This window comes from Pseudomonas sp. NFACC25, assembly GCF_900100935.1.
Lineage (GTDB): Bacteria > Pseudomonadota > Gammaproteobacteria > Pseudomonadales > Pseudomonadaceae > Aquipseudomonas > Aquipseudomonas marginalis.
This window is the reverse complement of record NZ_FMUC01000020.1, coordinates 62941-84622: the sequence shown is the minus strand read 5'-3', so window position 1 is coordinate 84622 and position 21682 is coordinate 62941. Positions and strand designations below refer to the sequence as shown.

The 21682-nt window shown below is 62.4% G+C and carries 14 protein-coding genes; 12 read left to right on the top strand and 2 right to left on the bottom strand.

What is annotated here, in order from left to right; all coding sequences use genetic code 11:
* Nucleotides 1-47: 47 nt before the first annotated feature.
* The 8 genes from BLQ09_RS28805 (at nucleotide 48) to BLQ09_RS28770 (ending at nucleotide 11973) form a co-directional block, all read left to right on the top strand.
* Nucleotides 48-962, top strand: coding sequence for a LysR substrate-binding domain-containing protein (locus tag BLQ09_RS28805; protein ID WP_027605661.1), 915 nt, complete (start codon nucleotides 48-50; stop codon nucleotides 960-962).
* A 119-nt stretch (nucleotides 963-1081) separates the two neighbouring features.
* Nucleotides 1082-1597 carry a sterol desaturase family protein gene (locus BLQ09_RS28800; RefSeq protein WP_027605660.1) on the top strand — a complete coding sequence of 172 codons (516 nt, stop codon included), beginning with the start codon at nucleotides 1082-1084 and terminating at the stop codon, nucleotides 1595-1597.
* A gap of 156 nt (nucleotides 1598-1753) precedes the next feature.
* Nucleotides 1754-3121, top strand: a complete 1368-nt coding sequence (locus BLQ09_RS28795) for a cytochrome C (RefSeq protein ID WP_092359463.1) — start codon at nucleotides 1754-1756, stop codon at nucleotides 3119-3121.
* Nucleotides 3118-3630, top strand: coding sequence for a sorbitol dehydrogenase (locus BLQ09_RS28790; protein ID WP_092359460.1), 513 nt, complete (start codon nucleotides 3118-3120; stop codon nucleotides 3628-3630). The genes BLQ09_RS28795 and BLQ09_RS28790 overlap by 4 nt, the downstream gene beginning before the upstream one ends.
* Nucleotides 3627-5837 (top strand): GMC family oxidoreductase, encoded by a 2211-nt coding sequence (locus tag BLQ09_RS28785; protein ID WP_092359457.1) that lies wholly within the window; start codon nucleotides 3627-3629, stop codon nucleotides 5835-5837. Before BLQ09_RS28790 ends, BLQ09_RS28785 begins: the two co-directional genes overlap by 4 nt.
* 287 nt (nucleotides 5838-6124) lie before the next feature.
* Nucleotides 6125-7366 carry a multidrug efflux RND transporter periplasmic adaptor subunit MexE gene (gene mexE / locus BLQ09_RS28780; RefSeq protein WP_092359470.1) on the top strand — a complete coding sequence of 414 codons (1242 nt, stop codon included), beginning with the start codon at nucleotides 6125-6127 and terminating at the stop codon, nucleotides 7364-7366.
* A 15-nt stretch (nucleotides 7367-7381) separates the two neighbouring features.
* On the top strand, nucleotides 7382-10561 hold the full coding sequence (locus BLQ09_RS28775) for an efflux RND transporter permease subunit (protein ID WP_027605655.1): 3180 nt from the start codon (nucleotides 7382-7384) through the stop codon (nucleotides 10559-10561).
* Entirely contained in the window at nucleotides 10558-11973 is a 1416-nt protein-coding gene (locus tag BLQ09_RS28770; protein WP_092359455.1) for an efflux transporter outer membrane subunit, read from the top strand. Before BLQ09_RS28775 ends, BLQ09_RS28770 begins: the two co-directional genes overlap by 4 nt.
* Nucleotides 11974-12304: 331 nt before the next feature.
* Here BLQ09_RS28770 and BLQ09_RS28765 read toward each other — a convergent pair whose 3' ends face one another.
* Complete coding sequence (locus BLQ09_RS28765; RefSeq protein ID WP_139202143.1) at nucleotides 12305-16141, bottom strand: hypothetical protein; 3837 nt, start codon at nucleotides 16139-16141, stop codon at nucleotides 12305-12307.
* Nucleotides 16142-16241: 100 nt separating this feature from the next.
* Complete coding sequence (locus tag BLQ09_RS28760) at nucleotides 16242-17258, bottom strand: AraC family transcriptional regulator (protein ID WP_092359452.1); 1017 nt, start codon at nucleotides 17256-17258, stop codon at nucleotides 16242-16244.
* A gap of 168 nt (nucleotides 17259-17426) precedes the next feature.
* Here BLQ09_RS28760 and efeU point away from each other — a divergent pair, with 168 nt between their 5' ends.
* From efeU to efeO (BLQ09_RS28740), 4 genes are read left to right on the top strand one after another with little or no spacing between them, the layout of a single operon-like run.
* Nucleotides 17427-18272 carry an iron uptake transporter permease EfeU gene (gene efeU, locus BLQ09_RS28755; protein WP_027607884.1) on the top strand — a complete coding sequence of 282 codons (846 nt, stop codon included), beginning with the start codon at nucleotides 17427-17429 and terminating at the stop codon, nucleotides 18270-18272.
* Between the two features lie 10 nt (nucleotides 18273-18282).
* On the top strand, nucleotides 18283-19485 hold the full coding sequence (gene efeO / locus BLQ09_RS28750) for an iron uptake system protein EfeO (RefSeq protein ID WP_092359451.1): 1203 nt from the start codon (nucleotides 18283-18285) through the stop codon (nucleotides 19483-19485).
* Between the two features lie 14 nt (nucleotides 19486-19499).
* Nucleotides 19500-20804 (top strand): iron uptake transporter deferrochelatase/peroxidase subunit, encoded by a 1305-nt coding sequence (efeB, locus tag BLQ09_RS28745; RefSeq protein ID WP_027607886.1) that lies wholly within the window; start codon nucleotides 19500-19502, stop codon nucleotides 20802-20804.
* A gap of 25 nt (nucleotides 20805-20829) precedes the next feature.
* A complete protein-coding gene (efeO, locus tag BLQ09_RS28740) occupies nucleotides 20830-21648 on the top strand; it encodes an iron uptake system protein EfeO (protein ID WP_027607887.1) in 819 nt (272 codons plus the stop codon).
* The last annotated feature ends 34 nt before the right edge of the window (nucleotides 21649-21682 follow it).

The following is a 21682-nucleotide window of genomic DNA, read 5'->3' as shown; positions in this document are numbered from 1 at the left end:
AAGTAAGATAAAATAATAAGTCTTGATATATCACCCAAGAAAAACCTATGAACTTTACATTGCGACAATTGCGCTATGCCCTGGCGGCGGCCAAGCACGGCAACCTCACCCTGGCGGCTGAAGAGTTGCATGTTTCCCAGCCGTCCATCTCCACGGCGATCACCGAGCTGGAAGGCCTCTACGGGCAACCGTTGTTCGTTCGCCAGCGCGGGCTGGGCGTGTCATTGACGCCGTTTGGGCGCACCGTCATGGCCCAGGCCAAGCGCGTGCTCGCCGAGGCGCAGACGTTCGCGGACATCGGCAGCCAAGCCGATGACTTCGCCGGGGACCTGGTGCTGGGCTGTTATGCGGACCTCGCGCCGTATTGCTTGCCGCAAATTCTCAAGCGCCTGCAGCAAGTCTCGCCTCGGGTCAGGGTGGATATGCGCGAAGGCGGGTTTGAATACCTGGGCAAACGGCTCGGCGAAGGGGCCCTGGAACTGGCCTTGACCTACGACCTGGGCTTGCCGGCCAACATGGAGCGCGTCGAACTCTGCCAACTGACCGCCCACGCCCTGCTGGCGGCAGATCATCCGCTCGCGGCAGAAAGGCAGGTGGACATGGCCGCGCTCAGTGCGTGCAACCTGGTGGTGATGGACCAGATCCACAGCTGGCAGCACATCCTCGACCTGTTCAACGCTTTTGGCCTGGTGCCCGCCAGCGTTCAGCCCACCCACAGTTTCGAATTCCAGCGCAGTCTGGTCGCCAATGGTTTCGGCGTGGCGCTCACCTACACCCGCCCTTTCGGCGACCACAGCTACGACGGCCAGCCGCTGGTGTGCCGGCCGATCAAACAGCAGCTGCCTGCGCAACGTATCGTGCTCGCCTACGATCAGCGCTACCCGTTGACACCGCCCGCCGAGGCGTTCAAGGCGCACGCGTTGGCGTGGTTCTCACAGCGACAACCGTTTGCGACGTTTTGACGATGTGACGCAACACTCATCCTGTCACCGGTGCCCACGCTGCCAGTTGTGTGCAGAGCCGCGAAAGCTGACACTCGCGCCTCCATTCATCCATCGCGCACTACAGGGATATTCCGCACATGGCTGCTTCAAATAAATGGCTGATGTCGTCAGTCGCTTATTACCTCGACTTTTTTACCGTTCCGCTGTTCGTCGCCCTTGCCCTTTACCTCGCGCCGTTTGACCTGACCCTCGCCCTTGCCGGCTTGCTGGCCTGGACCTTGGTGGAATATTCGGCGCACCGTTTCCTGTTCCACTCGCTGTATCGCCGCGAGCATTGGACCCACCACATCGACGTGCTGGCCTACATCGGCGTGTCCAGCTGGAAAACCAGCTCGACCTTCGCCGTGCTGTTGCTGCTCGCCTGGTCCACCGGCCTAGCCTCGGCCTTTATCGGCGCCGTAGCGGGCTATTTCGTCTACATCTCGCTGCATTACGTGATGCACCGCCCGCAGCATTGGGCCTATGGATTTATTCCGGGGCTGGTGGCCAATCACGACCTGCATCATCGCAAAGGCATCGAGAAGAACTTCGGGGTGTCTTCGCCGCTGTGGGACCATGTGTTTCGCACTTACATTCGAACAGGGCGCGCCTGAACCGCCTCTTGGCGATTGTTTTTATTACGAACAAATCTAGCCGCCCATACACCTGCGCCGCCAACCTTATCTACGCTCTAGCCCGTGCCAGGAGGCGCATTGAAGAGTCCATGACGGACCCACTGTCTCCCGGCGCCTGATGCCTAGGAGATACCGATGAGAATGGAAACCCATCGCCCCCGGCCCGGGTTCGGCTGTGCGCTGTTTGGCGCGTTGCTGAGCCCCCTGGTCGTCGCGGCCCCCACGTTGTCTACGCAAATACCTTTCGATGTCACGGCGACCCCGCCCTTTTCCCTGTCCAGCCTGCAAGCCAACTTCGATGAAATGTCGTGGCAGACGTTCATCGCGCTGAACTGGCCGGCCCTGGACACGGGTCAACCCAACAGCGCTGTGCAGATCGGCCAGCAGGACGCGGCCACCGTGTGGGAAAGCTATAAGGAGAGCTATCAGATATTCCTGGCCCAAGGGCAGAAGCCGCTGCCTTTTCATGCGCCCGCCAGCATACCGAAAGCCTGTGAAGGCAAGGGTTCCGGGCGCTTGCTGCAACAGATGGGCAAGGTTCCGGATGTGCTCGACGAGTTTATCCAGCCGTTTGAAAGCGGCCCCCTGGTGGACCAGAGCGGCGTGTACACGCGCAATGAAATCGTGGTCAACCAAGCCATGTTCGACGGCATCGTCAACAACGGCCTCTACAGCATCCAGGGCCAACAGGCGTTTTTTGCCGCCAGCCCGACCAATGCGGTGGCGTTCAGTTGCGGTAACCCGAGCACCAGTGAGGTGGGTTCGCTGATGGTCAAGGCCTCGTGGAAGGTGTTGGACGGCAACGACAATCCCGCCAGCTTCCACAGTGTCGATGCCCTGGTGTATACGCCGGGCAACAGCAACCCGAGCAAGGGGCCGGTGGTGGCCGAGTCCTGCGTGGCCGAGCCGGTCGGGCTGGTGGGCCTGCATATCGTGCACAAGACCACCAGCGCGCCGCAGTGGGTGTGGTCGACCTTCGAGCACGTCGACAATGTGCCGGAAAAGACCACGCCGCCCGCCGAGCGCAAAGGCCCGTACCTGTTCTACAACGCCAGCAGCCAGGCCGAGGTCAACCAGCCGCCGCCCCGGCCATGGAACCCGGCGGTGAAGGCCACGCCCTCGCAGATCGTGCGCGAGATACCGTTGACGGATGAAACCAAGGCCCTCAACACCACCTACCAGACCCTGCTGCGCACAGTGAATCCCAACAGCGTATGGGCCAACTACCAGCTGATCAGCACCCAGTGGCCGACGCTCAGCGGCCAGCCGCCGTGCCAGATCTCCGCAACCCGGCCGCTGGGCAACCCGGCGCCGTCGTTCCTCGCCAATGCCACGCTGGAGACCTATATCCAGGGCACCGTGCCCCAGGCGTCGTCCAGTTGCATCGCCTGTCACGGCAATGCCGCCACCCACGTGACCCAGTCGCCGCGCACCAGCTTCGCGGACTTCACCTACCTGCTCGAGCGCGCCCAATCCACCGGTGTGACAAGGAGTCAGCCATGAGTACCGACCTGGACAATTTCACCGGCCTGAGCGTGGTGCTCACCGGCATCGATCAGGAACTGCTGGCGCCCTCCGTGGATCCCATCGGCCTGCCCAGCACCTTTCTCAACTTCATCGGCCCGCGTGTCGGGCAAAGCGTGCTCAGCGCCCTGCTGGCCCAGTACGCCGCGCTGGCAGCCGAGCAGGCGACACCGCAGCAAATCGGCACAGCGATCCTGATGCAGAACGGCCAACCGGCACCGACGCAAACCGCCCAGGTGGCACGCGCGATCATGAAGCTCTGGCTGCTGGGCGTGTGGTACCAGCCGTATACCCAGGGTGCGTTCCCAGTCGGCGAGCAAACCGTGGTCAGTGACGAGGCCTACACCCAGAGCTGGGCGTGGAGTATTGCCCAGGCCCACCCCATGGGCTACAGCGAGTTCTTCTTCGGCTACTGGAACAGCCCGCCGCCCAGCCTGGAAGACTTCACTGGGGTTAACGCCAGCACGCAGCCAGGAGCATCGTCATGAGTAGCGAACAAGCAGATGTGGTGATTGTCGGTGCGGGCCTTGCGGGCAGCCTCATTGCCTATCAATTGGGCCTGGCCGGGGTGCAAGTGCTGGTGCTGGAATCGGGGCCGGAGATCCCGCCCAATCGTAACCAGTACCTGGAGCGTTTCTATACCGCGACGTTGAAGACCCCCGAATCACCCTACCCGCCGGTGAGCACCCTGAGCCCGGCGCGCAACCCCGCCGAACAGAACGCACCGCGCGCGACCATCGCCGACCTGATCAACGGCTGGAACAACCCCGACATCAGCTATCTGGTGCAAAAAGGCCCGCTGCCGTTCACCAGTACCTACGAGCGCGTGGGCGGCGGCACCACCTGGCATTGGGTCGCCACCTGCCTGCGTATGTTGCCGAATGACTTCAAGATGAAGACGCTGTATGGCGTAGGGGTGGACTGGCCGATCAGCTACAACGACCTGCAAAGCGCCTATTGCCGTGCCGAGGCGGAAATCGGTGTGGCCGCGAATGTGGCCGACCAGGCGTACCTGGGCATTACCTTCCCGGCCAACTATGAATACCCGATGACCAGTATCCCGCTGTCGCTGGTCGATGGCAGCTTCGTCAGCGCGGTGCAGGGCCAGTCGTTCGAGGGCCTGCCCCTGGTGGTCAGCCCGACGCCGGCCGGGCGCAACTCGCAGCCGTATGCCGGGCGACGGGTGTGCGCGGGTAACACCAACTGCACGCCGATCTGCCCGATCCAGGCCAAGTACGATGCCACGGTGACCATGAACAACGCGCTCAACACCGGCAATGTGCGGGTGCTGTACAAGACCGTGGCGAGCAAGGTCACCGTGGCGGCGGACAACAGCATCAGCGGTATCGAGTTCATCCAGTACCAACTCGGCGATGGACCACCGACCGGCACCGGCGTGGCCGTGGGGCAACGTTATGTGATCGCCGCCCATGCCATCGAGACGCCCAAGTTGCTGCTCAATTCCACCAGCAGCGCCTGGCCCAACGGCGTGGCCAACAGCAGCGGCCAGGTCGGGCGCAGCCTGGCGGACCACCCGATCTACCTGGCCTGGGGCCTGATGCCCGAAGGCAAGACGGTGTTCCCGTATCGCGGCCCGGTGTCCACCTCCGGCATCGAAAGCCTGCGCGACGGCGCCTTCCGCAGCCAGCGCGCGGCCTGGCGGATCGAGATCGGCAACGAGGGCTTCAACTGGCCGATCGGCGATCCCTACACCACCGTCGCCGACCTGATCGATGGCACCAACGTCAGCCACACCAACCCGCTGCCAAACGCCACGGGCGCGCCCCAGGTGCTGTTCGGCACGGCGCTGGTGCAACAGCTGAACAACCTGCTCACACGGCAATTTCGGATAGGTTTCCTGGTGGAGCAAGTGGAGGAAGATCCCAATAACGCCAACTGCTATATCGTGCCTTCCAGCCAATACAAGGACCGCCTGGGCATCCCGCGCCCGGAAATCCACTACGACCTGTCCGACTACACCAAGGAAGGTTTCAAACAGGCGCGGATCCTGGCCAGCCATGTCATCACCGAACTGCTCGGGGCTACCGAACTGACTGCCGACATCCCGCCCGGGGTGTTCACCTACCAAGGGCAATCCTATTCGTTCCAGGGTGCCGGGCATTTGATGGGCACCTACCGCATGGGGGACGACCCCAAGACCTCGGTGGTGGACAAGAGCCAACGCAGTTGGGACCACAACAACCTGTTCCTGGTGGGTGACGGCGTGTTCCCCACCACCGGCACCTCCAACCCCAGCCTGACCATCGCCGCGCTGTCGATCCAGGCCGGCGACACCCTGTGCAACGAGCTCAAGGCCGCGACGCTACAGGTGCAGGCCAACCAGCCATGGCAAGGCACCGGCGTGCAGATCAGCGGCCCGAGCCCGCGCCGGGTGCGGTATGTCAGCGGCAAGTGGCTGGCCAGCCCGGTGGGCGGCATGGTCGATGGCAACGGCAGCCCGGGGTTGATCGCCAAGGCGGGCTACACCTTGCCGGGCGCCAATGAGGGGGCGCTGATTGGCCGGGTGAGCAGCAGCGGGACACCGTTTCTGGTGGGTGACCTGGCGGAGATTCCGGCGGGGCAGACCGGGGAATTGCAGCTGTGTATCAATGATGATCTGGAGGGGCGTTATGGCATTGGTTTGGGGGATAACCAGGGGGCGCTGACGGTGCAGGTGGGGTTCGGTACCGCCTGACGCACCCTGGAGATTGGCGCCCGGCTCAGGTGAACCGGGCGTTTTTTTACCCATCCTGGCCTTCGTCGCCCCCTGCAAACCGCTGTTGAAATAGTTCCTTGCACCCTCGACAACAGTCCTTTGTCATCACGCCCATTGATAGCCCCCTAACGAAAGCCCCATGCTAGAGGGCTAATCCCGCGCTTATATCATTCCGAATGATAGTTACCTTTGCTTCATTCGATTCGTGACATACCGCGTCGCCGCGCATGATCCGCCCATCTCAAATACATTGGCGGATGCACCTCATGGAACAGTCACTCAAACATTTGCGCTTCCCCCTGGCGATCCTGGCCGTGGTGGTGATGAGCGCGTGCGGCAAGACCCCGGACCAAGCGGCCGCCATGCCACCGGCAAAAGTCAGCGTGGCCAAGGTGCTTGAGCAGCCGGTCAACGAGTGGGATGAATTCACCGGTCGCCTGGAAGCGCCCGAAACCGTACAGATTCGTCCACGGGTGTCTGGCCAGATTGACCAAGTCGCTTTCACCGAAGGCGCCTTGGTCAAGAAAGGCGACCTGCTGTTCCAGATCGACCCGCGTCCGTTCCAGGCCGAAGTGCGCCGCCTGGAAGCCCAACTGGCTCAAACCAAAGCCGCCGCCAGCCGCAGCGACAACGAAGCCCAGCGCGGCGAACGCCTGCGCCAGAGCAATGCGATCTCCGCCGAACTGGCCGACTCGCGCACCACCGCCGCCCAGGAAGCCCGCGCCGCCGTCGCCGGGATCCAGGCGCAGTTGGACCTGGCCAAGCTGAACCTGAGCTTCACCCGCGTGACTTCGCCGATCAGCGGCCGCGTCAGCCGTGCCGAAATCACCGCCGGCAACCTGGTGACCGCCGACGTCACCGCGCTGACCAGCGTGGTCTCCACCGACAAGGTCTACGCCTACTTCGACGCCGATGAACGTGTGTACCTCAAGTACACCGAACTCGCTCGCCAAGGCCGCCGTGGTGCCACCACCCCGGTGTACCTGGGCCTGTCGAATGAAACCGGTAACCCGCACCTCGGCCAGATGAACTTCGTCGACAACCAGGTCAACCCGGCCACCGGCACCATCCGTGGGCGCGCCGTGTTCGATAACAGCAAGGGCGAATACACCCCTGGCCTGTATGCGCGCCTGAAGCTGGTCGGCAGCGGCACCTACTCCGCCGTGCTGATCAACGACGAGGCCGTCGGCACCGACCTGGGCAAGAAGTTCGTGCTGGTGATGGAAGGCGACAAGCCGGCGTATCGCGCGGTGGAACTGGGGCCGAAGATCGAAGGCCTGCGCATCGTGCGCAGCGGCCTGAACAAGGACGACACCATTATCGTCAAGGGCCTGCAACGCGCGCGCCCCGGCTCGCCGGTCGCCCCGGAAACCATTCCGATGGCCAGCAAGGAAACCCTCGCCGCCTTGGCCCAACAACGACAAGCGCTTGAAGCCAGCAACCTGGAGCAAGTGGCGCCGGAAAAAACCGCGCCCAAGCTCGCAGCCGTTGCGTCTCCACGCGGTTAAGGGATACGACTCAAGATGAATTTTTCCAAGTTCTTCATTTCACGGCCGATCTTCGCAGCGGTGCTGTCGCTGCTGATCCTGATCGCCGGTGCGATCTCGCTGTTCCAATTGCCGATCAGCGAATACCCGGAAGTCGTGCCGCCGACCGTGGTGGTACGCGCCAACTTCCCGGGCGCCAACCCCAAGGTCATCGGTGAAACCGTGGCCGCGCCGCTGGAGCAAGCCATCACCGGCGTCGAGGGCATGCTGTACATGTCCTCGCAATCGACGGCCGACGGCAAGCTGACCCTGACCATCACCTTCGCCCTGGGCACCGACCTGGACAATGCGCAGGTGCAGGTGCAAAACCGGGTGACGCGGACTCAGCCAAAACTGCCTGAGGAAGTGACGCGCATCGGTATCACCGTGGACAAGGCCTCCCCCGACCTGACCATGGTGGTGCACTTGACCTCCCCGGATCAGCGCTACGACATGCTGTACCTGTCCAACTACGCGATCCTCAATATCAAGGATGAGCTGGCCCGCCTGGGCGGCGTCGGCGACGTGCAGTTGTTCGGCATGGGCGACTACTCCCTGCGTGTCTGGCTGGATCCGAACAAGACCGCCTCGCGCAACCTGACTGCGACCGATGTGGTCACCGCGATCCGCGAGCAGAACCGCCAGGTGGCAGCCGGTGCCCTGGGCGCCCAGCCCGCACCGTCTGACACCAGCTTCCAGTTGTCGGTGAACACCCAGGGCCGCCTGGTCACCGAGGAAGAGTTCGAGAACATTGTGATCCGCGCCGGCGCCAACGGTGAAATCACGCGTCTCAGGGACATCGCCCGGGTCGAGTTGGGGTCGAGCCAATACGCGCTGCGCTCGCTGATCGATAACCAGCCGGCCGTCGCAATTCCGATTTTCCAACGCCCCGGCTCCAATGCCATCGACATCTCCAACGATGTGCGCGCCAAGATGGCCGAGCTGAAAAAGAGCTTCCCGGCCGGCATGGATTACCGCATCGCCTATGACCCGACGATCTTTGTGCGCGGTTCCATCGAAGCGGTGGTGCACACCCTGTTCGAAGCGCTGATCCTTGTGGTGCTGGTGGTGATCCTGTTCCTGCAGACCTGGCGCGCCTCGATCATTCCGTTGGTGGCGGTGCCGGTCTCGTTGATCGGGACCTTTGCGGTGATGCACCTGTTCGGCTTCTCCCTCAACGCGCTGTCGCTGTTCGGATTGGTACTGGCCATCGGTATCGTGGTGGACGACGCTATCGTGGTGGTGGAGAACGTCGAACGTAACATCGAGCTGGGCCTGGAGCCGTTCCCGGCGACTGAAAAAGCCATGAGCGAAGTGACCGGCCCGATCATCGCCACGGCGCTGGTGCTGTGTGCGGTGTTCATTCCAGCGGCGTTTATCAGTGGCTTGACCGGGCAGTTCTACAAACAGTTCGCCTTGACCATTGCGATCTCGACGGTGATCTCGGCGTTTAACTCGCTGACCCTGTCCCCTGCCCTGGCCGCCGTGTTGCTGCGCGGTCACGATGCACCGAAGGATCGTTTCTCGAAGGTCCTCGACAAGCTCCTCGGTGGCTGGCTGTTCCGTCCCTTCAACCGCTTTTTCGAAAAGTCCAGCCATGGCTACGTGGGTACCGTACGCCGGGTGATTCGCGGCACGGGCATTGCCCTGTTCGTGTACGCCGGCCTGATGGTGCTGACCTTCTTCGGGTTTGCCCACACCCCGACCGGTTTCGTACCGGCCCAGGACAAGCAATATCTGGTGGCCTTCGCCCAACTGCCCGATGCTGCGAGCCTGGACCGCACCGAAAACGTGATGAAGCGCATGTCGGAGATCGCCCTGAAGCAGCCCGGTGTGGAAGCTGCGATTGCGTTCCCTGGCCTGTCGATCAACGGGTTCACCAACAGCCCGAACAGCGGCATCGTGTTCGTGACCTTGAAGCCGTTCGATGAGCGTAAAGACCCGAGCATGTCCGCCGGTGCGATTGCCGGTGCGCTGAACGGCCAATACGCCAACATCGAAGAAGCCTACATGGCGATCTTCCCACCGCCGCCGGTACAGGGCCTGGGCACCATCGGCGGGTTCCGCCTGCAGATCGAAGACCGTGGCAACCTCGGCTATGACGAGCTGTACAAAGAAGTGCAGAACGTCATCACCAAGAGCCGTGGCGTGCCCGAGTTGTTCGGCCTGTTCACCAGCTACACGGTCAACGTGCCCCAGGTCGATGCCGCCATCGACCGCGAAAAGGCCAAGACCCACGGCGTGGCGATCAGCGACATCTTCGACACCCTGCAGGTCTACCTGGGTTCCTTGTATGCCAACGACTTCAACCGCTTCGGGCGTACCTACCAGGTCAACGTGCAGGCTGAACAACAGTTCCGCCAGGACGCCGACCAGATCGGCCAGCTGAAAGTACGCAACAACAAGGGCGAGATGATCCCGCTGGCGACCTTTATCAAGGTCAGCGACACCTCGGGGCCGGACCGCGTGATGCACTACAACGGCTTTATCACCGCTGAAATCAACGGCAACGCGGCACCGGGCTACAGCTCCGGCCAGGCCCAGGCGGCGATTGAAAAACTGTTGAAGGATGAACTGCCCAACGGCATGACTTACGAGTGGACCGACCTGACCTATCAGCAAATCCTCTCGGGCAACACCGCGCTGTTCGTGTTCCCGCTCTGCGTACTGCTGGCGTTCCTGGTCCTGGCCGCCCAATACGAAAGCTGGAGCCTGCCGCTGGCGGTGATCCTGATCGTCCCGATGACGCTGCTGTCGGCCATTACCGGGGTAATCATCTCGGGTAGCGACAACAACATCTTCACCCAGATCGGCCTGATCGTACTGGTGGGCCTGGCGTGCAAGAACGCGATTCTGATCGTCGAGTTCGCCAAGGACAAACAGCAGGAAGGCCTCGACCCGCTCGCTGCGGTACTGGAAGCCTGCCGCCTGCGTCTGCGGCCGATCCTGATGACCTCGTTCGCCTTCATCATGGGTGTGGTGCCACTGGTGTTGTCCAGCGGCGCCGGTGCCGAGATGCGTCATGCCATGGGCGTGGCGGTGTTCTCCGGGATGATCGGGGTGACCTTCTTCGGTCTGTTGCTGACACCAGTGTTCTACGTACTGATCCGTCGCTATGTGGAGCGCAGCGAAGCGCGCAAAGCGGCCAAGGCCTTGAAGCTGGAGACACAGCAATGAGTGTGAAAGTATTCCTGCCGAGCTTGCTGGTCCTGGCGCTGAGCGCCTGTGCCGTGGGCCCGGACTACAAGACCCAGACCCCGGAGGCGGCGAACATCACCGCCGCCGCGGACGCCAAGCAGTATGACCACGCCAAGTTCGAAGGCATCTGGTGGCAGCAGTTCGACGACCCGACCCTCAACCAGCTGGTCACGCAATCGCTGCAAGGTAACCGTGATCTGCGCGTGGCGTTTGCCCGTCTGCGTGCTGCCCGTGCAATCCGCGATGACGCCAGCAATGACGCCATGCCGACGATTACCAGCCGCGTCAGCAGCGACCAGGGCAAGGGCCAGATCCCCGGCCAGACCACCAGCCGGGTCAAGACCGAGCGGTACGACCTGGGCCTGGACATGGCCTGGGAACTGGACCTGTTCGGGCGCATCCAGCGCAACCTGGAAGCCACCGATGCCGACCAGCAAGCCGCCGAGGCCGACCTGTACCAACTGCAAGTCACCCTGATTGCCGAACTGGTAGACGCCTACGGTCAACTGCGCGGCGCGCAACTGCGTGAACGCATCGCCCTCGACAACCTGAAGAACCAGCAGGACTCGCGCACCATCACCGTCAGCCTGCGGGATGCCGGCGTGGGTGACCAACTCGACGTGGAGCGCGCCGACGCACGCCTCGCCGCAGTGGAAGCCAGCGTGCCGCAACTGCAGGCCGAACAGGTGCGTGAGCGCAACCGCATCGCCACCCTCCTCGGCCAGCGTCCCGACAAGCTGAGCGTGGACCTGAGCCCGAAAGACCTGCCGGCGATTGCCAAGGCGTTGCCGATCGGCGACCCGGGGCAACTGCTGCAACGGCGCCCGGACATCCTCAGCGCCGAACGCAAACTGGCCGCCGCCACCGCGCGTATCGGCGTGGCCAAGGCCGACCTGTTCCCACGGGTCAGCCTCAGCGGGTTCCTCGGCTTCACCGCCGGACGCGGTTCGCAGATCGGCTCATCCGCCGCAAATGCCTGGGCCCTGGGCCCGAGCATCACCTGGGCTGCCTTCGACCTGGGCAGCGTCCGCGCCCGTCTGCGTGGCGCAGACGCCGAAGCCGATGGCGCCCTGGCGACCTACGAGCAGCAAGTACTGCTGGCGCTGGAAGAGTCCGAAAATGCCTTCAGCGATTACGGCAAGCGTCAGCAACGCCTGGTCTCGCTGATCCGCCAAAGCGAATCCAGCCGCGCCGCCGCCGACCTCGCCGCGATCCGCTACCGCGAAGGCACCGTGGACTTCCTCGTCCTGCTCGACGCCCAACGGGAACGCCTGGCCGCCGAAGACTCCCAGGCCCAGGCCGAAGTGGACCTGTATCGCGGGATTGTGGCGATCTACAAGGCGCTGGGGGGTGGCTGGAAGCCGGACACCGTCGTGGCGACTGCCCAGTAACGTAAAGAGCTCCTTTGGTTGGTCGCATCCAGCCAATTTTTAGCCCCGTGGCCTATTTGGTCATGGGGCTTTTTTTTGTTTAATGCCTCAGCCACCTAGTAACGCTCAGCTGAGATGTCGTGATTTTACCGGGCGAATTTGCCGGCTATTTTTCACTTTAGGAAATCGGCTACGCGGCGAATTCCAAAATATGTCAGTTAGAGCTCATAGAGGGAGCGACTGGGTAACCGTATTGATAAGGCTGGGCGCATCACGCCATTCCCAGTTGCCCGGCAAAGCTGATCTGCGGCTCAGACAATCCGTCTTTCCCCAGTGCATTCAAACATGCGCTTCAGTGCCACTTGAACACCTCTTGAACGACATCGCTGACAGACCGTGGAGCATGAGGCCCGTGCCCGCCCGGCCGGGGGAGACGCTCCAGCACCTGGACGATTTTGCCGGTCTGATCATGGCGCACCAGCACAAAGCGCGGCAAGGGAGCGCTGCTGACTGCACGCTTGCGAATAATCCTGACGGGCAATTGTTCGGTAATTACACCACCTGTGGCCTTGGCCTTGTCCAGCGCCTGTTGAATCGCTTTCACATTTTCCTCGTACAACGGCCGGTTGTTTTTAGCCTGGTCCAGCAACGCAATGCCGAACAGGGTCGAATCGGCGTTATGCGCCTGGGGCGCCTTGGCGAACAAGCTCAAGGTCGCCTCCTGCACCTCGTCACCCAAGTGGCGAAAGTGCTTGGGGTCCGTGGTGTTCCCCAGGTTGAGCAGGTCGGCAATGTCCTCGCGTCCGCCTTTGATCGCGCCGGAATAGACATAATCCTCATCACCGGGAAAACCATGGGCCTGCTCATGGATCAGTGTGTTGGCCATGGCATCGTCGCTACTCCCCATGCTGCGGTAATAGTCCGTGGCGCCGTTCACATTCACCTCTATGTATTTTTCCTGGCGATAGCCTGCTTTGTAACGGCTATAGGACGACGGCAGGAGCTGGGCCTGCCACTCCGAGCCTTCGTTTTCGAGGAAGTTGATGTTGGAAAGATCCAGCTTGTCCAAGTCCACTTTCATGGTGCGCTGCTTGCGTGTAAAGGCAGCCACGACCTCCTCGGAATCCGCGCCGAAGAAGGTTTTGCACACGAATTTGAGGTCTTTCTCGAACTCAGGATCAGACAACGCACTCAAGGCACCATGGAGTCGCTCCCGGGCGATGGGCAGTGCTCGTTCAATGGCTTGGCGGCTTTGCTCAAGAGGGCTTGTCGCGGCGGGCGCTTCGGCGGTCTCCAGGGTGGGCAGTCGAGCCGGGTCGTGCGGACGCGGTTGCTCACCGTCAACGGAAGGCCTGCGCATTTTCCGGGGACGCTCGGTGGCAAAAGGCGGCGCGCCCAGTTGCTCCTTCATCGCGGTCTTCCAGGTCGCACGGAGCTCCCCCAGCGGCCTGCCAAGACGAAAAACAGGGCGGCTGCTCAACCATTCGTAGCCTGCCTGTAACGGCTGCTCCAAACCCGCAACAGGGTTGAACAGGTTATTGCTCAGCGCACCAAACGCTCTGGTGGCCGCCGACATCTTGGACAAGGCAGTCTCTGCCCGACTGACAGCCTGCGCCCCTTCCACAACCTCGCCAGCGACCACGGAGCCAATCATCACGGCGTCGAGCGCACAGCCGGTGAGCGCGCCCAGCTCGGTCTTCACGCGCCCGGAGGCGATGTCGTCGTAGCATCCCTTGAACGGAATAAGCAGGTCTTCAATGGTCTTGACCGCTTCCTGCGTGCGCGCCTCGAAACGCTCACGCGGCGTCGTGCCCATGGCGGAGTCCAGGAGTTCCTGGCGATTGAGCACCAGGTCATGGCGCCGCACATAGGCGGCAAAATCCCTGGTTTTCTGCGAAAAGTATCCGCCGTCTGCCAATGATCCGCGCCCGCTGCCGGCCGGCAGGGTCTCGCGCAGGGCGCGTATCTGTACCTGGGACTCCCTGGCCCCATGGCCGTCCGCGTGGGATTGCAGTTTCGTCACCCACACACGGGGCACCTGCGCTTCGCCTCGGGCCAGTGCCTTGAGGAAATCGGGACGCTCGAAGTACTCGCCCCTCAAGGGCCAAAACTCAAAACATTTCGCATTGTCACCCTGTCCCGCCTGAACGATAAAACCATAGCGCCCCTTTACCCGCTCCGTTTGTTCCGCCGCACCGCTGATGGTCTTTCCTTCGGCGGTGATGGACTCGCCCTCGACCCGGTAAAACGTCAGTTCTTCTCGCTCCAGCAGCTGTCGGTCCTGATAGGGCATTTTGCTGAACAGGTCCTTGAGACGTGTGGTGATGGCTGAGGTGAACGTGTCGACCTCCGACTTTACCGAGCGGTCGAGCATGTCTTTGGTAAACCGAAGCCGATTAAAACCCGCCTGCAGGTCGGCGAGCTCTCTACCTATGTCTGCCGTAGTCCCGCCAAAGGGGCCGTTGGCCACTTTTTGCGCATACCCACCGTTCTTCAACGCCCCCATCATATGCAGGTCGATCAAGCTCAATTCATGGGAGGGATCAGCCATGAAAAAAGGCATCGGATAGGTATCTCTCTGCACGGGCTTATCCAAGTCCCGCCCTGGGAACACCGCCTTGAGGTCCGCCTGGGCCAAGGCTCTGCGCGTCACGGGAGGGGTCTGCAGGACCGCAGTGGCCTTTTGAGTGGTCTCGATATAGTCCTTGTATTTGCCCGCGCTCTTGCGCAGATCTTCCACGGTGTAACGGTCATCGGCACGGCCCGCGATCACGCCATTGAGCACGCCCCAATCCAGCAACGGATCTGCCTCGGCCGCCTGGAACAACGGCACCAGTGCGGGTGTTGGAGGCTGGAGAGCCGCGCGCTCCAGCACTTGAGCATAGGTCAGGGTCCGACTCGATCCTGGCGCGTGGGCTTCAAGCAGGGCAACGGTTTTCCTCAACACCAGCCAGGCGGGAGAACCGATATGCACGGTGTCGGGGATATCCCGCACCAGAAACTCCGGCGCGACAGTCGCCAGGAATAGATGGCTGACAACCTCCACGGCGTCCGGACTCACGCCTTTGCGGTGCACCAGGTGCATGTGCAGGTCTTCGCGGGCATCGGCCATCTTGAGCCCGGCATTTTGCAGCGAGTACAGGTCATACCCCGCCACGTGATTTCTCTGCTGCCCCAGGTGCGGATCAATACGCAACAGATGGGCGGTAACCTGCAACTGATTGAGCTGCTGTTTGCGCCAACCATCGTGGGGAGCGTTCAGCCCTTCCAGCAAGCGGTGCTGGCGGTACACATTGAGATTCTTCTGGCTGCGTAACCGCCCAAGGATGTGCGCATCGACGTCTCCGGAAAGAGGCGGCTGCTTATCCAGCCACTGCGGGCCGACGAAGCGTTCAAAGGACCCAACCAGCGTTTGGCGGTCTTGCTGGCTGAGTTTCAGCGGCGAGTCCAGCGCCAGCCAGGGCCCGGTATAGTTGCCCATCGGCGGGCTGGAGGGAAGCGGATGGCGCTGCCAGCCAATCAGGTTGCGAATGACCTTGGCCGAGCGCGGGACATCCTGCCCGTCGGCGTTGGGCAGCGTCACGCGCAGCATCTGCAATGCATCGACTTCGCCCGTGGAGTGCAGAATATGTCCGGTGGTTCGCGCCATGTCCAACAGCGTGTCGAAGCGTTTCTTCAAGCCTGGCCGGGCGGATACAGAGTCGCTCAAATCGATCCAGCGCCCTGCACTGTCCAATACCTCCAAGCGTCCATCGAAGATGCGTAGATGGGCAGTCTGGCTGTCGATTCCATATTTTTCCAAGGCCGCCTGCATGCCGGGACGATTTGCCAAAGCGGCCAGGGCCTTGCGCCCACGCTGTACATCGGTCGCCAGCGTGGATCTCGTGACGCTTGAAAAGCGGATCTCGGCGAGGTCGATAGTGTCCTGATCCGCCTTGCCCTGCACGTGGTGCTCCAGGGCAGCGATCCAGCGTTCCTTATTTCTGGCTTCCAGTATCGCCGTGTCGAGCAGGGCTTGCGAAAAATCGCTGATGCCCTGCAATTGGCCTGGAATGTGATGAACCAGTGTCGAAGGGCGCAGCAAAGGCTCCGGACGGATGACCTCTGGGGAACGATCTGGCTGAATCCCGGCGGCCGTGGATGGCAAACCCACTGCAACAGGTTCAGGCGTAGCAACGACCTTGGACATCAGGAGAACTCGCTTTCACGATTGAAGAGTGTCTACCCTGCCCCGGAACACGAATGGATGGGATCGGAAAAGTCCTGGCCGCCAGCAGCCTGTGCGCGACTCAACGAGGTTCCCCCAGGATCAAACTGCGGTAATGCCCAGGATTGGACCCCACCCACTTGCGAAACGCCTTATAAAACGAACTGGTATCGGCAAACCCCAACCGCGCCGCGATCTCGGCAAAGCTGATCTGCGGTTCGGCCAGCCAGACAATCGCCAACTCCTTGCGCACGCTGTCCTTGAGTCCCTGGTAGCTCTGCCCTTCTTCCGCCAGGCGGCGGCGCAGCGTGGAAGCGGAGATACACAGCGTGGCCGCAAGGCCCTCGGTCTCAGGCCAGGTGTCGGGAGGCATTTGCCGCAGGTCGTGCTTGATGCGTGTAGCCAGGCTGTCGGGGTTGCGGTATTTGACCAGGATGTTGGCCGGCGCATGGGCGAGGAAGCGCTTGAGTTCTTCCGGGCTGCGCTTGATCGGCAGGTCGAGGCAGTCGGCGGAGAAGATCATCCGCGTGCGTGGCCGATCAAAACGCAGGTTGTCGGAAAACATCACCTGGTAGTCATCGCAAAAGTCCGGCTGCGGGCAGCGCAGTTCGATGGCCAGGATCGGGATGCGCCGGCCTGCCAGCCAGCAGGCGACGCCGTGCACGATCATCCAGTAGGTGAAATAGGTGAATGCGCGCTTGGGCGCCGGCTCGGGTTCGAGCAACACGATTTCCGCCAGGCTCTGTTGGCGCACCAACTGGGCCGGCAGGTGTTCCAGCATCAGCGAGAGGAACCCCAGGCCGGTGTGCAGGCCCGATGCCAGGCTGGGCTGTGCAATGGCGGCGCGACAAAGGAACTCCAGGCTACCGGACTTGAGCTTGCGCGGGTCCATGCCGAAGAACTCATCGTCCATGCGCCTGGCCAGCAGACGCCACAAACGGGCGTAGGCGGTGGCCGGAACGCGGGCCACGGGCTGTTCCAGCAATGCCGGCTCGATCCCGACCTTGCTCAAGGCTTCGACGGTGGCCGGCCCCGGTGCGCAGCTCTGCAACAAGGCTTCGCGCACGAGATGGATGGAGATGGTGTCTTTTTCCGACATGGGAGGTTGGGCAATCCGGCGGCGCTATCGATGCCGCGCATCATAAGGTGGGTTGCGATTCGCCACCACCGTTCAGCCATTGTTCAGCAAACGTCAAGTTTTCCTGTTTAGCAATGAGTATCATTATGTTACAACTTAGCCTCCTATCTACTTAAGCTGCGGTGCCCGATGCTTGTTCCCTTTTTAATCATGCTGCGCGAAGGCATTGAGGCCGCGCTGATCGTCGGCATCATCGCCAGTTACCTGCAACAAACCGGCCGCGGCCAGTGGATGCCCGCCGTGTGGATCGGCGTGTTCCTCGCCGCGGCCCTGGCCTTGCTGGTGGGCGGTGGCCTGGAACTGGTCAGTGCCGAGTTTCCGCAGAAGCAGCAGGAATTGTTCGAGGGCATCGTCGGCCTGGTCGCCGTGGGCATCCTCAGCTCCATGGTGTTCTGGATGCGCAAGGTCGCGCGCTCCATCAAGCATTCGTTGCACGCCTCCCTTGACCAGGCGTTGACCGGTTCCAAACACCAGGTCACGGCATTGATCCTCATGGTGTTCTTCGCCGTCGCTCGTGAAGGCCTGGAAACCGTGTTCTTCCTGCTGGCGGTGTTCCAACAGAGCGAGGGCCCAGGCGCACCGATTGGCGCCCTGCTCGGCCTGGTCCTGGCGATCATCGTCGGCTTCCTGATCTACACCGGCAGCATGCGCCTGAACCTCGGTGCGTTTTTCCGCTGGACCGGCCTGTTCATCCTCGTGGTCGCCGCCGGCATCCTCGCCAACTCGGTGCAAGCCCTGCATGAAGCGGGCGTGTGGAACCACTGGCAGACCGTGCTGTTCGATTTCAGCGCCGAGCTGCCGATGGACAGCCCGCTCGGTTCGGTACTGGCCGGCATGTTCGGCTACCAGGAAGCGCCGACCGTCAGCACCCTGGGCGCCTATCTGATGTATCTGGTGGTGGCGCTGGTGATGTTTTTCCTGCCCGCGGCACCGCCCAAGCCTGCCGCCAGCCCTTCTTCCGTTTCCAGCCAGTAAGGACCGTCTCTTGTCCAACCCAACGCCTCAACCCGCTTCGCCCCCCCGCGCCCTGCGCTGGGCGCTAGCCGGCTCGGTGGTCGTGATGATCGCCGCCGGTGGCCTGTTCTATTACGCCTCGCAACTGGCGGCCAGCAAGCGCCAGACCAACCACGATGAAATCGCCGTGACCATCCATGGCCATGCCTGCGAGCCCAATGCACTGACGGTGCCGGCCGGCCGTGCGAGCTTTCGCATCATCAACCGCTCTGACCGGGCGGTGGAGTGGGAAATCCTCGACGGCGTGCTGGTGGTCGAAGAGCGCGAAAACATCGCCCCCGGCCTGAGCCAGGTGATCAACGCCAACCTGCTGCCAGGCGACTATGCAATTACCTGCGGCCTGCTGAGCAACCCGCGCGGCACCCTGCATGTGACGCCAACCGCAGAATCCGACGCACAGGCCAAGGCCAAGCCGTCGATGGTGGCGTTTATCGGCCCGCTGTCGGAGTTTCGCGTGTACCTGAGCAGCCAGGGCAGTGCCCTGGTCAAGGCCGTGACCGCCCTGCAACAGGCGATCGACGCCGGTGACCTGGCTCAGGCGCAAGCGCTGTACGTGCCGGCCCGTGAGGCTTACCAACGCCTGGCCCCGGCCTCGCAGCGCCTGGCCGAGCTGGACAACGCCATCAACGCCCGGGCCGATTACTTTGAAAAACGTGAGCAAGACCCGGCCTTCAGCGGCTTCCATCGCCTCGAATACAGCCTGTTCCAGCAACGCAGCCTTGATGGCCTGGGGCCGATTGCGCAGCGCCTGGTCACCGATGTCACCCGCCTCAAACAGCAGTTGCTGGCACAGTCACTGCCGCCGGAACAACTGGTGAGCATCGTGGTGCGCAACCTCAACAGCCTGGCGGATGTACGCGCCATCAGCGGTGAAGAAGAGCGCTACAGCCATGTCGACCTGAATGGTTTCGCCGCCAACCTGGAGGCCGCGCACAAGGTGGTCGAACTGATGCGTCCGCTGCTGACCAAGTCCGCCGCCGACCTGCTGCCGACAGTCGACAGCGCCCTCGCCGCCTTCGATGCCGAGCTCCAGGGATTCAAGCTCGACAAGGGCTACGCCACGTACGACAGCGTTACCGCCGATCAGCGCAAGCAGATCGCCGACAAGGCCAAGGCTCTGGCCGCCGCACTCGATGGAATCGACCCCGCCCTTGGCCTTTCCGGCCTGCAGTGAAGACGACCGCACACATGAGTGATTCAGAACAGTTTTCAGCACAACGTCGCCGTGTCCTCCTGGGCATGGCCGCCACCGGTGCCGCCATTGCCGGCAGCACCCTGACCTGCCCGGCCATGGCGGCCGCCGCCGAGCAAGTCACCACCGCACCGCGCAGCGACAAGACCCAGGACCACCACGATTTTTTCGGCCAGCACCAGAGCGGCATCGTCACCCCACGCCCGGCCTGCGGCATGCTCGTGGCGTTCGACGTCCTGGCCAGCGACCGCGAAGACCTGGAGCGCCTGTTCCGCACCTTGAACGAACGCATCGGCTTCCTGATGACCGGCGGCACCGTACCCCAGGTCGACCCGAAGCTGCCGCCCACCGATTCCGGCATCCTCGGCCCGGTGGTCACGCCGGATAACCTGACCATCACCGTGTCCGTCGGCGCATCGTTGTTCGATGAGCGCTTCGGCCTGGCCGCCGTCAAACCCAAGCGCCTGATCCGCATGGTGGGCTTCCCCAACGATGCGCTGGAACCGGCGCAGTGCCACGGCGACCTGAGCCTGCAATTCAGCTCCAACACCCCGGACACCAATATCCACGCCCTGCGCGACATCGTGAAAAACCTGCCCGACCTGCTGCTGGTGCGCTGGAAGCAGGAAGGCAGCGTGCCGCCCCAGGCACCGGCCAAACCCGGCGAACCGGCACAAAGCGCGCGCAACTTCCTGGGTTTCCGCGACGGCTCGGCCAACCCCAACTCCAACGACAACAAGGCCATGGACCAGATTGTGTGGGTCCAACCCGGCAGCGACGAACCGAGCTGGGCGGCCCATGGCAGCTACCAGGCGGTGCGCATCATCCGCAACTTCGTCGAACGCTGGGACCGCACGCCCCTGCAGGAGCAGGAAAGCATCATCGGCCGTGTGAAGACCAGCGGCGCGCCCATGGATGGCCAGAAAGAATCCCAGGTGCCCGACTACAGCAAGGACCCGGAAGGCAAGCTGACCAAGCTCGATGCCCATATCCGCCTGGCCAACCCGCGCACCCCGCAGACCCAGGCCAACCTGATCCTGCGTCGGCCGTTCAACTACTCCAACGGCGTCAATAAAAACGGTCAGCTGGACATGGGGCTGTTGTTCATCTGCTACCAGGCTGACCTGGAGAAAGGCTTTATCAGCGTGCAAACCCGGCTCAACGGCGAACCCCTGGAGGAATACCTCAAGCCGGTCGGCGGCGGGTATTTCTTCACCTTGCCGGGGGTCACCGGACCTAAGGATTTCATCGGGCGCACGCTGCTCGCTGCAACGCCTTTTCAAACCACTGCCCACACCTAAAACAAACCAGAGCGGAACACGTCCCATGAAGAAGTCGACTATCGCGTTGTCGTTGTTAATGACCCTTTCGCCGCTGGCAGCGTTTGCCGCTACCGCGCCGTTGGACCTGGTAGGCCCGGTGTCGGACTACAAGATCTACGTCACCGAAGAAATCGGCGAGCTGGTCACCCAGACCCAGGCGTTCACCGACGCCATCAACCAAGGCGACCTGGCCACCGCCAAGAAGCTCTACGCGCCGACCCGCGTGCACTATGAGTCCATCGAGCCGATCGCCGAGCTGTTCAGCGACCTGGATGCGTCCATTGACTCCCGGGTCGATGACCACGAAAAAGGCGTGACCGCCGAAGACTTCACCGGTTTCCACCGCATCGAGTACGCGCTGTTCTCCCAGAACACCACCAAAGGCCTGGAAGCCCTGACGGCCAAGCTCAACACTGACGTCAACGACCTGAAAACCCGTGTCGACGGCCTGACCTTCCCGCCGGAGAAAGTCGTCGGCGGTGCCGCTGCGTTGCTGGAAGAAGTTGCCGCCACCAAGATCTCCGGTGAAGAAGACCGCTACAGCCACACCGACCTGTATGATTTCCAGGGCAACATCGACGGTGCGAAGAAAATCGTCGACCTGTTCCGTGGCCAGATCGAGAAACAGGACAAGGCTTTCCTGGCCAAGGTCGACAAGAACTTCGCCAGCGTGGACAAGATCCTGGCCAAGTACAAGACCAAGGACGGCGGCTTCCAGACCTACGACAAGGTCAAGGAAAACGACCGCAAGGCGCTGGTAGGTCCGGTCAACACCCTGGCCGAAGACCTGTCGACCCTGCGCGGCAAGCTGGGCCTGAACTGATACGGCCTCCCGCGCCTGGCGCGGGAGGTCGTCG

Excerpts from the sequence above, each read along its gene's own strand:
- BLQ09_RS28805 (WP_027605661.1), top strand. The coding sequence starts at position 48 with ATGAACTTTACATTGCGACAATTGCGCTATGCCCTGGCGGCGGCCAAG.
- BLQ09_RS28800 (WP_027605660.1), top strand. The coding sequence starts at position 1,082 with ATGGCTGCTTCAAATAAATGGCTGATGTCGTCAGTCGCTTATTACCTC.
- BLQ09_RS28795 (WP_092359463.1), top strand. The coding sequence starts at position 1,754 with ATGAGAATGGAAACCCATCGCCCCCGGCCCGGGTTCGGCTGTGCGCTG.
- BLQ09_RS28790 (WP_092359460.1), top strand. The coding sequence starts at position 3,118 with ATGAGTACCGACCTGGACAATTTCACCGGCCTGAGCGTGGTGCTCACC.
- BLQ09_RS28785 (WP_092359457.1), top strand. The coding sequence starts at position 3,627 with ATGAGTAGCGAACAAGCAGATGTGGTGATTGTCGGTGCGGGCCTTGCG.
- mexE (WP_092359470.1), top strand. The coding sequence starts at position 6,125 with ATGGAACAGTCACTCAAACATTTGCGCTTCCCCCTGGCGATCCTGGCC.
- BLQ09_RS28775 (WP_027605655.1), top strand. The coding sequence starts at position 7,382 with ATGAATTTTTCCAAGTTCTTCATTTCACGGCCGATCTTCGCAGCGGTG.
- BLQ09_RS28770 (WP_092359455.1), top strand. The coding sequence starts at position 10,558 with ATGAGTGTGAAAGTATTCCTGCCGAGCTTGCTGGTCCTGGCGCTGAGC.
- BLQ09_RS28765 (WP_139202143.1), bottom strand. The coding sequence starts at position 16,141 with ATGTCCAAGGTCGTTGCTACGCCTGAACCTGTTGCAGTGGGTTTGCCA.
- BLQ09_RS28760 (WP_092359452.1), bottom strand. The coding sequence starts at position 17,258 with ATGTCGGAAAAAGACACCATCTCCATCCATCTCGTGCGCGAAGCCTTG.
- efeU (WP_027607884.1), top strand. The coding sequence starts at position 17,427 with ATGCTTGTTCCCTTTTTAATCATGCTGCGCGAAGGCATTGAGGCCGCG.
- efeB (WP_027607886.1), top strand. The coding sequence starts at position 19,500 with ATGAGTGATTCAGAACAGTTTTCAGCACAACGTCGCCGTGTCCTCCTG.
- efeO (WP_027607887.1), top strand. The coding sequence starts at position 20,830 with ATGAAGAAGTCGACTATCGCGTTGTCGTTGTTAATGACCCTTTCGCCG.